The 14,609-nt window shown below is 51.1% G+C and carries 16 protein-coding genes; 8 read left to right on the plus strand and 8 right to left on the minus strand.

Annotated features, from left to right (window positions below; all coding sequences use genetic code 11):
• The 6 genes from J2I46_RS30400 to J2I46_RS30425 all read right to left on the minus strand — a co-directional run.
• Positions 1-1,311: hypothetical protein (locus J2I46_RS30400; RefSeq protein WP_207332876.1), on the minus strand; the 1,311-nt coding region annotated here is incomplete at its 3' end.
• Between the two features lie 171 nt (positions 1,312-1,482).
• Positions 1,483-1,911: a hypothetical protein gene (locus tag J2I46_RS30405; protein WP_207332877.1), complete on the minus strand. Its 429-nt coding sequence runs from the start codon at positions 1,909-1,911 to the stop codon at positions 1,483-1,485.
• A gap of 2 nt (positions 1,912-1,913) precedes the next feature.
• Entirely contained in the window at positions 1,914-2,243 is a 330-nt protein-coding gene (locus J2I46_RS30410; protein WP_207332878.1) for a hypothetical protein, read from the minus strand.
• 97 nt (positions 2,244-2,340) lie between these two features.
• Entirely contained in the window at positions 2,341-2,664 is a 324-nt protein-coding gene (locus J2I46_RS30415) for a hypothetical protein (RefSeq protein WP_207332879.1), read from the minus strand.
• Complete coding sequence (locus tag J2I46_RS30420) at positions 2,657-2,872, minus strand: hypothetical protein (RefSeq protein ID WP_207332880.1); 216 nt, start codon at positions 2,870-2,872, stop codon at positions 2,657-2,659. Before J2I46_RS30420 ends, J2I46_RS30415 begins: the two co-directional genes overlap by 8 nt.
• Before the next feature lie 117 nt (positions 2,873-2,989).
• A complete protein-coding gene (locus tag J2I46_RS30425; protein ID WP_207332881.1) occupies positions 2,990-3,307 on the minus strand; it encodes a hypothetical protein in 318 nt (105 codons plus the stop codon).
• Between the two features lie 98 nt (positions 3,308-3,405).
• Here J2I46_RS30425 and J2I46_RS33405 point away from each other — a divergent pair, with 98 nt between their 5' ends.
• From J2I46_RS33405 to J2I46_RS30465, 8 genes are all read left to right on the plus strand, one after another.
• Positions 3,406-4,092, plus strand: coding sequence for an XRE family transcriptional regulator (locus tag J2I46_RS33405; RefSeq protein WP_207332882.1), 687 nt, complete (start codon positions 3,406-3,408; stop codon positions 4,090-4,092).
• Between the two features lie 27 nt (positions 4,093-4,119).
• A complete protein-coding gene (locus tag J2I46_RS30435; RefSeq protein ID WP_207332883.1) occupies positions 4,120-4,368 on the plus strand; it encodes a hypothetical protein in 249 nt (82 codons plus the stop codon).
• 56 nt (positions 4,369-4,424) lie between these two features.
• A complete protein-coding gene (locus tag J2I46_RS30440) occupies positions 4,425-4,643 on the plus strand; it encodes a helix-turn-helix domain-containing protein (protein WP_207332884.1) in 219 nt (72 codons plus the stop codon).
• A gap of 845 nt (positions 4,644-5,488) precedes the next feature.
• Complete coding sequence (locus J2I46_RS30445; RefSeq protein WP_207332885.1) at positions 5,489-7,573, plus strand: PAS domain-containing sensor histidine kinase; 2,085 nt, start codon at positions 5,489-5,491, stop codon at positions 7,571-7,573.
• Positions 7,574-7,626: 53 nt separating this feature from the next.
• Positions 7,627-8,049: a response regulator gene (locus tag J2I46_RS30450; protein ID WP_207332886.1), complete on the plus strand. Its 423-nt coding sequence runs from the start codon at positions 7,627-7,629 to the stop codon at positions 8,047-8,049.
• A gap of 200 nt (positions 8,050-8,249) precedes the next feature.
• A complete protein-coding gene (locus tag J2I46_RS30455) occupies positions 8,250-8,423 on the plus strand; it encodes a hypothetical protein (protein WP_207332887.1) in 174 nt (57 codons plus the stop codon).
• Positions 8,424-9,590: 1,167 nt separating this feature from the next.
• On the plus strand, positions 9,591-10,028 hold the full coding sequence (locus J2I46_RS30460; protein WP_229380037.1) for a response regulator: 438 nt from the start codon (positions 9,591-9,593) through the stop codon (positions 10,026-10,028).
• Between the two features lie 25 nt (positions 10,029-10,053).
• Positions 10,054-10,542, plus strand: coding sequence for a response regulator (locus J2I46_RS30465; RefSeq protein ID WP_207332888.1), 489 nt, complete (start codon positions 10,054-10,056; stop codon positions 10,540-10,542).
• Positions 10,543-10,584: 42 nt separating this feature from the next.
• Here J2I46_RS30465 and J2I46_RS30470 read toward each other — a convergent pair whose 3' ends face one another.
• The gene (locus tag J2I46_RS30470; RefSeq protein WP_229380038.1) at positions 10,585-10,860 is read right to left on the minus strand and encodes a recombinase family protein; all 276 of its coding nucleotides are present in this window, start codon (positions 10,858-10,860) and stop codon (positions 10,585-10,587) included.
• A 125-nt stretch (positions 10,861-10,985) separates the two neighbouring features.
• Positions 10,986-14,276, minus strand: coding sequence for a PAS domain-containing protein (locus J2I46_RS30475; RefSeq protein WP_207332890.1), 3,291 nt, complete (start codon positions 14,274-14,276; stop codon positions 10,986-10,988).
• Positions 14,277-14,609 lie beyond the last annotated feature (333 nt).

Raw genomic sequence — 14,609 nt, forward strand, 5'->3', positions numbered from 1 at the left:
GGCCAGCGTGGTGAGCTCACCCTGCCACTTGCGGGGCGCTTTCAGGGTATTGACGCTGGTAATGGCCCTATCGATCAGCCGGGTGTGATCCTGCAAAAGGGCCGCCTTCTGATTGGCCAGCAGCCAGGGCGTGGTGTGGTGGAAGTTGCCCCTGGCCCCGCTTTGCAGCTGGCCCTGGTAGTGGGCGTAGCTGAAGAAGCACTTGGGCGGCATAAACGAGGCCCACTGCTGACGGTGGCCGAACTTCTCTACCAGCTCCAGCTGGGTGATGCGCTGGGCGTACAGATCGTGGCAGGCCTCGGGGCTGGGGCACTTCATGCGCCCGTAGAGCACATCCCGCCAGATCAGGTTGAGAATGTCCTTGGTGTGCTGGGGCGAGAAGCGCTGGGCGGGCCACAGCTTCTCTCTGGCCACTTCCCAGAACGCCTTGGTCAAATAGCGCTTGGTGGCCTCCAGATCAGCAGGGGCGCTGGCTGATGCTGCCGTAGCCGCTGAGCCAGGCGCGCTGGTAGTTGGTTGAGAGAGCCCGCCAGTGGGCTCGGCAGTTCCTACGTGCCTCGCGCCACTGGCCAGGTCACCTCCCGTATCGCTAGAGGCCCCTACAGGCCCGCCCTGACTCGTTATCTGGGCAATGAGTGTGGATAAAGGGCCAGCCGCCCCGCCCCCCCCAGCCCCTTTTAAGGTGGCCCTACCGGGGTGGTGAGCCTTTGGGTCCGCCTCCCGTTTTAATGTCAGAATTTCAACGTCACATCGCACGCCCCGTGGAGACGGTGGCACCGGACTCAACACATCACCCAGATACTTATCCACCGTCTCCACACCGCCTTTAGGATAGTTAGTATTCCCTTTAAATGTGTTCTTATCCGGCGAAGTCTGCCGCATATGGGGGGAAAAGCCCGGGTGGGAGGCCCTGGAGAGGTCAATCAGGGGGATCGGCTCAAAGGCCTCGCCCAGCATAATCCACGGGCTTATCCACAGGGTAAAGTCGTGGCGGTGACCCCGAAACTGCTTGCGGACCAGGCCTGCTGCGATGAGCTTTTCCAAATGATCGTAGATGGTGCGCGTGCCCGCTTTGGTCAAGGTGGCCAGCAAGCGACGATTGGTGTAGAGCGGTGGCAGCTCAGCGGAGTCGATGGCCAGGGGGCTGCGCAGGTAAACCCGTAGCTGCTGGCAGTAGATGCTCACCAGAGCGTTAAGCGTAAGCAGCGAGCCGTGGCGGATTTTGTGAAGCAGATTGGCCTGAACTTCATTATGGGCCTGCACGTGCTGGTTGAGGCGGGTAAAGACGGCTTTTTCGGTAATGCTAAGCATAAAAGGGGGGCAAGCGGTTGGGGCGTAGGGGATGAAACGTTGGCGGGCCACAGGTGCAGCCCGCCAATCGCGGTTTCTGTCTAGCTGAAAGGGGCAAAACGCAGGGGGCAATGATCGTGCTGACCCGTCGGCTTGGACAGGTCACCACTGAATCTTGGACAAAGCGGCACTTTAGGTCATAAGCTGTCGAGGTACGTGCCGCACGCAGGCCAGGTGCCTGAGAATGACAGCAGGCTCCCCGCCCTCCAGGATGGGCACGCTCCCCAGCTGCTCCTGGACGATCTCGTAGGTGATCAGGGCGTGGGAGATCGTCACCCAGGCCTCATGGGTGAGCACCACCATACCGTACTCATGAGGGACCAGGCGCTCCACCACGGTAAGCAGCCTGGGGGGCACATACGTGGGCTGGCGATCCAACCAGCGCAGCATATCCTGATCGATGAGGCGGCGAACGGTAGCCAGGGCCTGCCCGCACACAAAGTGGGTCTGCCAGCGCTGGGCAGCATCGATCACCGTAGGAGCAATGGGGGAGGCCAGGGGGCCGGGGGCAGCGATGTGCTGCCTCACAAAGGTTTTTAAGAGCGAGTGGAAAGTAGCCATCACTAGAGGCGGTTAGTCGAGTGGAGGAAGTCGATCAACTTAGTTTGCACCAGTAGCCGATGGAAGCTGGCCGCTAGGAGCATCAAGGGCGGCTCCTGACTCCCAGGGGGCCAGGCGTGGACGTAGCCAAGGTACTGCTCCATAGCGGGGTCGTACTGGATCATACCCAGTAGCTGGGTGGTAGGCTTGCCAAAACCGTCTAGCTGGGGCTCCTCCGTTTGCCTGCGCAGCTCGCAGGTATGCTCGTCCAGGTGCAGCCAGTGCAGGGCCTCATGGGCCACAGCTTGGAGATTCGGGTCCACGGCTTCTACGTAAGGGCAGATTGAGCTCATGGCAGGTGCTTGTCTAGGGGGTTAGTGAAGGCCCTCTTGATGCGGGGTATGACCAGGGAGGCCACCACCAGTCCGATTACGGTAAGGGCTAACTCGTTCATAGGGTAGGCAGGGGGATCTTGGCCAGCCACAACAGCTGCTCGTAGTAGCTGATCAGCTCGTTTAGCGGAGCGGCCAATAGATGCGCCTCGGCCTCCTCACTAGAGCCGATCCAATGTTCGACTAAGCCTACCCCGGGGCTAATGCTCTGGTAGGGGGCGATGTAAATGGCCAAGGCTTTCCCAGACTGCCAGTGCTGGCGCTGGGCGTAGAGATCGCGCAACCGGTGCAGAATCAGCCGAATATCGGGGTCTTGCGGGGAGGGGTGTAACCGCTGGTTACTCCCGGTGTTGGCACTTTGCTTCTGGCTCTGATTAGGCATGGCGGTTGTGCTTGATAGAGGTGAGCTGATCCCGCATCAAGAGATCATACAGGGCAGCGCTGGTGGGCGAGCCCGAGAGGCGCTCTTTGAGGCGCACCCGGGCCAGGATCTGGTAGTCCTGAATTTGCTTAAGGCGGCCCAGGGTGACTTTTGTGGGGGGAGGGGGCGTGGCGCTTTGGCCAGGCTTGACTACATTTGTGCGATTCATGATCAACTTCGGTTGGTTTATAGCCCTGGCTCTGTCTGATACACAGGTCGGGGCTTTTTTATTGGGAAATGGGTAAGCTCTTTTAGATGGGCTTGTTAGCGAATCGGCCTGCTCAATCTATTTTGAGAGTAAGACCTCTGTGGCAGCCTCAACCAACTCAGTTAACTCAGGATCGGCTACGTGTAACGAATAGGCATTTTTCCAGCGAAACCAGTTAAGAAGGGTGTCAACCTTTGGTTGCAAACGAACAACCTCCTGTATTACCGCTAACTGACCAACATCTTCGGGAAGGCGGGCTTTGGCGGCCCTCATTCGCTCTTTATACATCCTTGAGGCGCTTACCTTTTGCATCATTTTTTTAGCCTTTAATTGAAAAAATGGGCCGATCAGGCATTGCTTGCTTGTAAACGAACGCCTTCGTAATATTTTTGTCATAACCCGAGGCCTCAAAAACAGAGACCCTTGTAATGACATCTCAAATATACAGGAGTGACTTGTAATTTTACAAGCAACTCTGTGTAAAATATTTACTTGTGACCCCCTTAGCACAGAAGATTAAAGAGCTTAGAAAAAGCAACGGTCTGAATCAGACACAGTTAGCTAAGAAACTAGGGATAACCCCCCAGTCTGTCTCCGAGTGGGAGAGTGGTAGAACAAGGCCAGACATCAGCAAACTTTTGGAGCTAGCTCATGCGCTGGACACTACAGTTGATGAGTTAGTACCATCAACCACCCAAAGTCAAGGCCAGTCCAGCAATAGAATAAAGCGAGTAATGGTGGATATAGGCATGTCTAAGAAACTGCCTTTAATCAGTATAAAAGGCCAAGCTAACGTCATTGAAAATAGCTTGGAAGGATGTCAACTCAAGTTTATCGAAGACTATTATCAACTCTACATTCCAGGCGTCGATCTAGACGAAGACAAACATGTTATAATTGAGATAGAAGGGGACTCGATGGAACCTGAAATCAAGAACCGGGCAATGGTGCTAGGAGAGCACATAACTACTGATAATGTCCGCTACGAGTCCAATGGCGTGTACGCGGTGCTATACGCTCACCGATTTGTAGTTAAGCGGATCAAGACTAATGACATTACTCAGAAAAAGCAGTTGATTTTATATTCAGATAATGACCGTTATGGACCCATGACCGTTGAGGCCACAGATATCAAATGTCTATGGAAGATTTCGCGGATTGTGGATTCATTGGTATATTAAATCAATCCTTCGTTGCTCCAAATCTCAATGCGACATACTAGACTAGTCATTCGTCAGACTGAGCTTCACTACGAGTTGACGTGTACCCTGATCCCAGAAACCGAACGCGAGCAACAAGCCATCACCCACTCAGAAGCAGGACTAGGTACAGAGGCTGAACAGGAGCTACTGGAACGCTACGTGGCTTTTATCCGTATGCCAGGCTATGAAGTCATTGAAGGGCAGATAATGGGCAGCACTTACCAGGCTAAAGTCAGAAACCAGCTTACCAGGTAGTCTACGTAGCCTGTGTGGTGCCTCCTTATATCTTTGAAACTTAGATAACCAATTATATGTCAGCGGAACAACAAGATATCAAGCGGCAGGTGGCCAACCTGATCCGGGAGGCTCGCAAGGCAAAAGGATTGACTCAAAAGGAATTAGGAGATATGATTGGTGTTGCCGAGTCAACCTTCAGTAGGTTCGAGAAGGGTGGCCAAAACCTGACTTTAGATACCTTGCAACGGATTTCGGTGGCGTTGGGTGTCAGCTTATTCATAGATTTCAAATAAGCTATTTTTTTGCCCCAATACTTGTATTATAATACAAGTATCTGTATATTTATAGAGTTGAAAGTCAACAAAAAAGCCCCAACGCTCAGCATTCGGGAAGATCGTAGCGAAGGGGCAGAAATCAATCACTTAACATCACTGTCAAATGAAGACCGTGCAAACTTACGCCCAATCTACGGGCAGAGCAACTCCCCTTGAGCCTACTGCTCAAACCTTATAGCAGCAAATAGAGATCCTGCAAAACGTGGTGCTGACCTTGAACAACCCGACATTTCGATTGAAGTATAGTTACGTGGCCACGGCCAGTGAGCAACAGTTGAGCCAGGCATTGACCCGGGTGATCGGAGAATTAGATCCGCTGCTGATAGAGGCGCTGGCCTAAGAAGCTATTCAATCGATTTACCTTATCAAGCCAGCTTATCACGGGATAGGCTGGCTTGTTGATTATAGAAAGCTGGAGAGGCAGTTCTACAGACAAGCGATCAATGTCGTACGCGCGTAAATCGTCTCACGAACTCAACGGTAACGCTGAAATAGGATGTTGATTTGCGAAATGGCCATTTGAGACGGTTGAATAAAGCTGACAACCGCAGCCAAGCAGGACAAGGTAATGTCTCGGAGAAACGGGCGTTTTTATGAGATGGGTATACTGTCAGTTGAAGTCATGACTATCACAATTTAATTTAGTCGAAGTAGTTCAATAACTTGCGGTATAATACCTAATCAGACTCAAAAAGCCCTAAACCCTTACTATACGTTGAGAGCTTAGGTATACTCCTATCTAATTGATTTTGACACCAACAGCTAGCTTCGGCCCATATCCTTTTTTACGGAATGGTGGCCAAATGGGAGCACTTATCCGTGCCTATGATTGGGCTGCATCTCCCCTGGGAGTACCCGATCAATGGCCTTCTAGTCTACGCGCATCGGTCAGCAACATGCTGAATACGGGTCTGCCGATGTTAGTCCTCTGGGGGCCAGATCTAATTTGTCTCTACAATGACTATGTCATTCCTAGTCTAGATCCCGCTACCCAGCATCCTGCTATCGGCAAACCTTCTGCCCAAATATGGCTACAAGCTTGGCCTGTCGTTGGCCCACTGTTGAAAGGTGTTTTGCAAAGTGGTGAACCGGTGACCTTTCAGGACGTACCGATGGTATTTTACCGCCACGGAAACACAGAAGAGGTATTCTGGACCTTCTGTTACAGCCCAATAATGACCGAAGACGGTCATATCGAGGGTATTCTTGCCACCTGCCTGGAAACCACCCAAGGTGTTCGGGCGCGACAGCAACTGGAACAAAATCAGCAAAAATTGCTGGCTTCATTCAATGAATCTCCTGTGGGCATCGCGATTATTAGTCGTGAGAAGCTCACGTTCCGGATGGTAAACCCATTCTATGGACACCTCGTTGGACGTATGCCTGACGAAATTATGGGTAAGCCACTGTTAGAGGCTTTGCCTGAACTAGCCGGGCAAGGTTTTGATCAGTTATTACAAGAAGTAATCACTACGGGTAAGCCCTTTATTGCCAACGAAATAGCCGTTGACATCGTCCGTAACAATCACTTGGAGACCATTTATGTTGATCTGACCTATCAGCCCCAGCGTGAAGCTGACAATCACATTTCTGGTGTCCTTATCGTTGCTATCGATGTTACTGAGCAGGTGAAAGCTCGGCAAAAAATTGAAGCAGGCGAAGCGTCATTACAGAGAGCCATTGAACTGGCTGAGTTGGGCACTTGGCACATCGATACGGTAACCGGGATAATTACTTGTTCTGAACGCTTGCGAAGCTGGTTAGGCTTAGAAGGCGCCATACTAAGAGCCGAAGCCTCTCCCCGCATCCATTCTAGAGACCAGGTGCGAATTCGACTTGCGATGGAGAAGGCGTTGGAAAGAGGGAGCCCTGGCCTTTTTGATGAGGTGTATACGATTACCAACGCGATTACGGGGCAGGACCGGATCATCCATGCCAGTGGGCAGACCTTGTTTGATACGGATGGCAATTCGCTTTCTATATCCGGCACGGCTCAGGATGTGACGGTCCAACAGCAGTTACAATTGGCGTTGGAGAATGAGGTACAGATACGGATAGAAGAATTGGCAGCTATCAATGAAGAGTTAAGGGCCACCAATAATAGGCTGGCCACCACCAATGACGAGTTGATTGAATCCACTGCCTTGCTTGTTCGCTCGAATGAAAACCTGCAAAAATTCGCTTATGTAGCCAGCCACGACTTACAGGAACCTTTACGTAAAATTCAGCAGTTCGGGGATCTGTTACAACGGCAGTATGCTGACTCAACAGGTGAGCAATTGGATTATCTACAGCGCATGCAGGGGGCTGCCAATCGCATGTCGATGCTCATCAAAGACCTGTTGAACTTTTCCCGCATCGCTACCCAGCGCGACGAGAGTGAAGTGTTGTCACTCAGTGACGTACTCGGTAGTGTTTTAACCGTCTTCGAACTTGTGATTGCGGAAACGAATGCTCGGATTGAGGTTGATCCATTGCCACAAATAAAGGGAGATCCTACTCAACTAAGTCAACTTTTCCAGAATTTGCTGAGTAACGCCCTGAAATTTAGTCGGGTTGATTCATCAGGAAGGCCTAGCATTCCCCAAATCGCTATTCGATATAAGTTGGTTAATGCCAATGATTTACCGCTTTCCGTAAAACCAGGTCGGTTCACAACTCAGTATCATTACATTGCTGTCGTTGATAACGGCATTGGCTTTGATGAGCGGTATCTGGATCGTATCTTTCAGGTATTCCAGCGGCTGCATGGCAAGATGGAGTTTACTGGTACAGGGATTGGTTTGGCCGTCGTTGAAAAAGTAGTCATTAATCACGGTGGAGCCATTACCGCCAGCAGCAAGCCAGGGGGAGGATCTACCTTTCAGGTTTACTTTCCTACTGGCTGACAACTGGGGAAATGGGCTCGTTTTAGACTAGCTTTACTTAACAAAAAAAAACGATGCTCACTGGGCCAATTATTATTATTGAAGATGATGCCGATGATCAATATATCTTTCAGAAGGTTCTTGGCGAACTGAATGTACCAAATACCATTCGTTTCTTTGATAACGGGCAGCTTGTCTTGAATTACTTGCAAGAAACGGAAGAGCAGCCGTTTCTAATTATCTGTGATATCAACATGCCCTTGATGAATGGGATGGAACTACGGCAGTATATTGAGACGGATGCACAGTTGAAAAAGAAGATAATCCCCTTCATTTTCATAACAACGAATGCTTCACCGGATCTAATCAAGGAAGCCTACCAAGTAACTATCCAGGGTTTTTTCAAAAAAGCCAATGGGTACGAAGAGACTAAACGCCAGTTAGAGCAGATCATCGGCTACTGGTCTCTGTGTCTTCATCCCAATAGCGAATGGTAAGATTAAGTATCATTAGCGGCTCTTCGGCGCTATAAAGCGATTTGACAGTTAAGAATTACAGTGTCTTAGTAAATGCTCCATTTTTGAGCCTATAAGCACTTCATCAGTCCTGTTTGTTAATCAATAAACCTTCACTTGCTTGTTAACGGCCTGTCTTGTCCCAATATGAACGAACGTTTATAGTGTGACAAGCATTGGCTGTGTCAGCTTATGGTCAGATAGAGGCGCTGCAAAACGTGGTGCTGACGCTGGATAATCCGACGTTTCGACTGAAGTATAGCTATGTGACTACGGCAAGCGAGCAACAGTTGAGCCAGGCGCTGGCCCAGGTGATCGGGGAGTTAGACCCGCTGCTTGTGGAGGCGCTGACTTAAACAAAACAACTTGATGTCTTTACTGCAAACCGGCTTATCTGACGATAGACCGGTTTTGGCGTGACGGCAGGATCAACTCTACAGCTGACTAGCTTGAAAGAGGGGTAACTAATTCGGATACGTGGCAACGCTACTAGGAGAAAAATATTATCAAGTCACTATATCCTTGCGCCCTTACATAGGGTTGCCAACCCTTTCAAAAATGCATTTTCTCACCGCCCAGTATCCGGAGGATGATTTACTTTGATTCTGATATCACCAGGCAACTGTATACGTGGCGCAAGTATAGAAGGGCTAGTAAATGTGTTCAGCAAACTACTTTACCAACCATTGACGCAGTAAGCCGCTAGCAATTAGATCGTCTAGTCAAGCAACGCAGTATATTTAGCCATTGATAACCCATACGCAGCAGTTCTAGGATGATACTGACAAATCACCTGTCTGCCGGGTCAACCAATCACATTTGCCATTGCTTTCTAGATTGAAAAAGGGTAAAACGATGTCCAGTTGAAGGGTAGTCAATGGCTTCTAGCATTTTCATGGCTTTGTAGATTGATGACCAAAAAGTTGACCCGGCTCTTAACCATTAGTAAGTACCTGGGCGCGCTTCAGGAGACAAACACCCTTGTGGAAATAAAATGGATTCTTTCATAAAGTAACCTTTAACCAAATTGAAAAAACCGCTACCCAATCAGGGTGATCAACCTAGTCATGAATCAAGCTTGAGTGAGCTCTCAATCGATGAATTTGATCTTCATGAGATAATGGAATATGTAACTGCTGCTACGTGTATTATCGCGATAATGAGAGCACTTTTCTTCACGTTTGCCCAACCATAGATCGATTAGATACCTGTCTTATCTATACCCCTCAATTCAAAATCAACGGTTAAACGCAATGGCATCAAAGCAGGAATTCGTAGACTTTGTAGTTGGGCAAATTCAACGAGTTGGGACGATAAGCACTACGAAAAGGCTTTATACATAGCTGGGGCTAATTCACTTATCTTAAAGAAAGACATCCATTCCACGTTAATCGATGCACTATCGTTGATGAGCAGCTACTGGCTGAATCTAAACCAGTGTGCTGTTTGACCAATGTACAATTGAGGTCTACCAGTCAAAGAACAGACTTCAAAATAGTTAGGCTATCTTTAGGCTTGCCATTTTGGCATTCACGCTTCAGCTTACAATTCATTTGACGCCCACTGAGCTACCCCTTGTCTGGATCGTTGACGATGATGATGACGATCAGTATTTCTTACAATATGCTTTCAAACAAGCATTGCCACACATCAAAACAAGGGTGTTGACGGATGGCTTGGAGCTGATAACGGCTTTGGAGCAAGAAACGATATTGCCAAAACTAGTCCTGCTTGACCTGAATATGCCTCGTAAAGATGGCTTTGAAGCGTTGCAGGAGTTACGTAGCATCCCCGATTATCAGCATTTGCCGGTCGTTGTCTTGACGACTTCTAATCGTCAGGAAGACAAAAGCAAGGCACTGCAATTAGGGGCTGATGACTTCATGACCAAGGCAGCTATTCAAAAAGAAATCCTTCAAATGATCAAACAATTAGCGGTCGATTGGCAATTAAACGAATAGCACTTTAAAGCTTATCGACTATTCGATGTCCGTAATTAATAGGCAATATCCTGAAACGAGGGAGGCCAATTTCAACCATGCTCGCGTTTTAGTTATTGAATCTAACGATACTTGTTGGCAACGCATTCAAAAAAGCATGGCAAAACTCTTGCCAAACGTGTTGCTCATCCGGGCCATTAACCGCGAGCAAGCACTTTCGTTGATACCAGAATGGCTGGATGACGAAAGAACAGTACCGAAGCTAGTATTGCTTGACCTCTACGTCCCAAATCGTGCGCAGGGTTTTCAACTATTGAATGACATTAGAAATCTGGCTGAACCACTCAACTGGATACCCGTGATCATATTCAGCAAATCTGATTTGCAAGCTGACATCAATGAGGCTTACCAGCGGGGCTGTTCCGCTTACCTAATTAAGCCTGCTTGCCTTCCTGAATGGCATGACTGCTTTAAACAGCTGCGTATGTTTTGGTGGGAAACTGCTGCACTTCCGCTAATACGACACGTATTTTAAAAGATTTAGCTTTTACGAATTGATAGGCGTTATTTTAAGCGACTAGCCTTTACAATCAAGGCCATGTTTCCCCGATGCTTTGCCGCGCACGTTAGCCGCCGTCAATGCCTCTATAGTTCGTGTGCTGATCTGCTCCCGCTCGTGTTCAGAGAGTACGGTGAGCATCTTAACCATCATCTTAGTAAGGTGGAGATCGTCAACAGCTCGGAAATTGACCTTGCTAGCCAATAGCCTAGATATAAACAACACGTGGCAGATTAACTTATCCAGCTTCGCTATGATAAGCGTCAAGGCTTTAACTTGACAGTTGAAGCCCATAGAGCTACCTACAGAGGCGGTGGTTTATAGGTAAACAAAAGACGGTAAATAGCCAAGCTGCGGGCCCGTATACAACAATCGTTTGTATAACAATCTGTTATGTAATCAAATCCTCCGGGAAAAGACTACTCCACCGGCAAGTAAACACTAAAGGTGGCTCCCTGATTAGGCTGGCTGGTAGCAGAGATGGCTCCGCCGTGGTTGGCGGCTACCTTCTCACAGATGGCCAGCCCAATGCCCGTCCCCCCGTAAGCGCTACTCTTGCCGTGCAGTCGCTGAAAGACCTGGAAGATGCGATCCACGTATTTCTGATCGAAGCCAATGCCCTTGTCAGTCACGTCAATCCGGTAGTACTGAGGAGCTACCTGCAAGGGCCGGACCGCCACCGGCAGGTCGCTAGCGACCAGGCGCTGACAATCTACCCGAATCAGGGGGCGGGTGTTGGGCTGACTGAACTTGAGGGCATTGCTCAGCAGGTTCTCAAAGAGCTGTTTTAACTGCGAGATATCACCCGAGATGGTAGGTAGAAACTCCACCTCTATCTGCGCCCGCGTCTCCTCAATCCGCATGTCCAGATCCGAGAGCACTTGCCCAACCACCTCAGCAAGCGAAACGGATGCGGTAGCCTCCTGCTGGGTCGAGATGCGCGAATAGGTGAGCAGATCCCGGATCAAAGTGGCCATTCGGCTGGCCGCCGACTGCATCCGGTCCAAATGAGCCATCCCCTCGCCCAGGGCCTGGGCGTGGTGGTTTCTTAACAACTCCCCAAAGGACTGAATCTTGCGCAGGGGCTCCTGCAAATCATGAGAGGCCACATAGGCAAACTGCTGGAGGTTTTCGTTGCTCCGGCGCAGGTCGGCCACCGATATCTGGAGCTCCTGGGTGCGCTGCTCCACCTGTCGCTCCAGTTCACCCTGCATAAGACGCCGAGCCGTAATATCCTGGGTGACCCCGGTTATACGAACCGGCTGACCGTCCGCCTCGTAGGCCGGTTGACCCGATATTTTCACCCAGTGCAGCGTTCCATCGGGCCAGGTAATCCGATATTCGCCCGTATACACTGTCCGGGCATCAACGGCCGTCGTCATCGCCTGCTGCGCCCGTTCCCGGTCATCAGCCACCATAATCGCCATCAGATCCGGGAAGGAAAAGGGCGTTTCGGCCGGTTGTCCATAATTCGCCCGGCCCTGCGCACTGATCTCCATGTTGCCCGTGGCCAGATCGAGCGTATAGGCTCCCAACCGACCCGCATCCATCGCTAAACTCAGGCGCTGATTGGCCCCCAGCAACTCCTGCTGAGCGGCTTCTGTCTTCTTTTTTGCCTTCACGATCTCCGTCACATCAGTAGCCGTAATCAGGATGGCATAGACGGTATCGGCCGCGTTACGAAGCGGCGTGTAGGAAAAGGCTAGATAGAACGTCCGTAGCACGCCATCAACGACTAATTCGGCCCGGTCGCTGTCGGTACGGTAGGCTACCCCCGTGGTGTACACCTGATCCAGGAGTGGTAAAAACGGCTGGCCTACCAGCTCTGGCAAGGCCTGAGCCAGCGGTTTACCCATCACCGAACGGTCTTTGCCCCAGATCGTTAGAATGCTCTCGTTGACCCGCTCGACAATCAGTTCCCGGCCTACCAGCAGACTAACGGCGACGGGCGACTGCTCGATGAGCTGCCGAAGCTGCTGTTCGCTTTGCTCCAGCTGCTGGCGGGCCACTACCTGGGGCGTGACATCAGTTACCACTTGGATCATCCCCGTTATGTGCCCATCCTCTCGCAGCGGGCGATACGAGAGGTCGTAATAGTAATCCTGACGGGCTCCGGTTCGGCTGTGCGGTATGAGGACTTCATGGCCATCAAAGTCAATACCTTCATCATAGACCTTGCGAGCCTGTTGCAGCGCGTATTGGCCCGCTAGTTCCGGTACGGCGGCCAGTAGCGAGTGGCCAATGACCTCCTCCCCCAGGCCCATGAACGATAACATGGGCTGGTTGATCTGCTCGATGATGAACTCATCTCCGCGTAGCACTAGCGTGGCGGCGGGCGACTGCTGAACAACGCTACGGAAGCGGGCTTCGCTTTCTTCCAACTTCCGGCGGGCCTCCACTTGCGCCGTTACGTCGGTGGCCACCTGGATCATGCCGGTTATCTGCTCGCCCTCCCGCAAGGGGCGATAGGCTACATCATAATAATAGTTTTTAAGAACCCCCGTCCGGTTATGGGGCACGGCGAGTTCAAGCTGGTCAAAGGAAACGCCCTCTCGGTACACCCGCTGCACCTGTTGCCAAACTACCTGTCCGTCCAGTTCGGGCATGATCGCCAGCAGCGGCTGATTAATCACCTCTTCGCTCCGGCCCATGAAGGCCAGCATGGACTGGTTGATCTGCTCAATGACGAAATTATCCCCGCGCAGCACTAGGGTGGCCGCCGGTGACTGCGCAACGATGCTGCGGGCGCGGGCCTCACTGCTCCGCAGGGCTTCTTCGGTCCGCGCCCTGCTCACAGCTTCCCAGGTCCGCTCGGCCGTTTCTTCCAGCAGGCTTAGTTCATGTTCGGTAAAGGCGTGGGACCCCTCAAAGTGTACAAACAGGACAGCCACCAACTGCCCAGCCTTGATTAAGGGCTTGTTAAGGGTGGCCCCCAATTGCAGCCGGGCGTGAGCGAGCTTTTCCGCCTCCGTCAGCGTGGGGTCTTGCGTAATGTCGGGCCGGATCACCGTGTAGCCAGCCTGCAAGCGGGTCATCAATTCAGCGCCGTAGTCTTCGTAGCGATAGCACCCCTCAATGCCCCGTACCCCATTGATGTAGTTGCGCGTGACCACGATGGTCTGCTCATCCTGCATATCTTCGGCGTAGCCCACCCGGCTGGCCCCGATGTACTCCCCCAGCGCGCAGGCGGCCTGGTACTGAATATCGGCCGGGTCACTCAGCAAACGTAGCCGGTCGCTGAGCGCTAGTAGAAAGGTCTGCTGCGGTTGACTAGCCAACCGGCCAGCTTCCCGAAGCTGTACGATCTCGGTGATGTCGTCGACGGAATGAATAATGTAGCTAACCTCACCCGCCGAATCCAGCACCGGCTGGTTAAAGAGCTTCCAGATTTTAATGTCTAACTGGCCCGTTTGCGGATTGATCAAATCGTAGCGCAGATCAGCCGTTTCGTGCAGGCGTTTGTCGTGCAGCACCTGGCGCAAGGATGCCTCTAGATTGCCCCTCTCCGACCGCTGCTGATTCTGGGCGTTGTCAAAAAAAGCCTCAAACACCCCTTTCCCCAGGAGCATCTCGCGCTGGGTGTAGGTGGCCTTCAGGTAGGCATCCGTTACGCCAACGATGGTAAAGGTTGGCGCATCTGGTAATAAAATCAGATGGTTGCCCGGAATGGCGTTCAGCACACTAAGGGTATCAAAGGGTAAAGGTAGCATGGGCAAAACGGGCAGGTAGGCTTACCCCAAATGTACATAAATCGGTGAAGCCCTTTTTGTAACCTACGGGCAAAACCAATATTTAGGCATTAATCTGTACCCTGCTCGTAGTGGGCTCATCCATGGTAGCAGCGGCAGCAACTCTCAAGAAAGAGCAACCTGGCGCAGGCTTTGCATACAGGCTCTGTAATGACTGCCATTACCGTCTTGTCTATCAACCACTTGAGAAATCATAGTTCACCAGTAAAATTGCCGTTCACAGGTAACAGGGTTTATTCAATGGCTGTAATGTTGCCACTGGAGAATACTATCTCATCAAGAGGCACCTATTCC

It is taken from the genome of Fibrella forsythiae (assembly GCF_017353175.1).
Classification (GTDB): Bacteria; Bacteroidota; Bacteroidia; order Cytophagales; family Spirosomataceae; genus Fibrella; species Fibrella forsythiae.

Excerpts from the sequence above, each read along its gene's own strand:
- J2I46_RS30405 (WP_207332877.1), bottom strand. The coding sequence starts at position 1,911 with ATGGCTACTTTCCACTCGCTCTTAAAAACCTTTGTGAGGCAGCACATC.
- J2I46_RS30410 (WP_207332878.1), bottom strand. The coding sequence starts at position 2,243 with ATGAGCTCAATCTGCCCTTACGTAGAAGCCGTGGACCCGAATCTCCAA.
- J2I46_RS30415 (WP_207332879.1), bottom strand. The coding sequence starts at position 2,664 with ATGCCTAATCAGAGCCAGAAGCAAAGTGCCAACACCGGGAGTAACCAG.
- J2I46_RS30420 (WP_207332880.1), bottom strand. The coding sequence starts at position 2,872 with ATGAATCGCACAAATGTAGTCAAGCCTGGCCAAAGCGCCACGCCCCCT.
- J2I46_RS30425 (WP_207332881.1), bottom strand. The coding sequence starts at position 3,307 with ATGACAAAAATATTACGAAGGCGTTCGTTTACAAGCAAGCAATGCCTG.
- J2I46_RS30435 (WP_207332883.1), top strand. The coding sequence starts at position 4,120 with ATGCGACATACTAGACTAGTCATTCGTCAGACTGAGCTTCACTACGAG.
- J2I46_RS30440 (WP_207332884.1), top strand. The coding sequence starts at position 4,425 with ATGTCAGCGGAACAACAAGATATCAAGCGGCAGGTGGCCAACCTGATC.
- J2I46_RS30445 (WP_207332885.1), top strand. The coding sequence starts at position 5,489 with ATGGGAGCACTTATCCGTGCCTATGATTGGGCTGCATCTCCCCTGGGA.
- J2I46_RS30450 (WP_207332886.1), top strand. The coding sequence starts at position 7,627 with ATGCTCACTGGGCCAATTATTATTATTGAAGATGATGCCGATGATCAA.
- J2I46_RS30465 (WP_207332888.1), top strand. The coding sequence starts at position 10,054 with ATGTCCGTAATTAATAGGCAATATCCTGAAACGAGGGAGGCCAATTTC.
- J2I46_RS30470 (WP_229380038.1), bottom strand. The coding sequence starts at position 10,860 with ATGGGCTTCAACTGTCAAGTTAAAGCCTTGACGCTTATCATAGCGAAG.
- J2I46_RS30475 (WP_207332890.1), bottom strand. The coding sequence starts at position 14,276 with ATGCTACCTTTACCCTTTGATACCCTTAGTGTGCTGAACGCCATTCCG.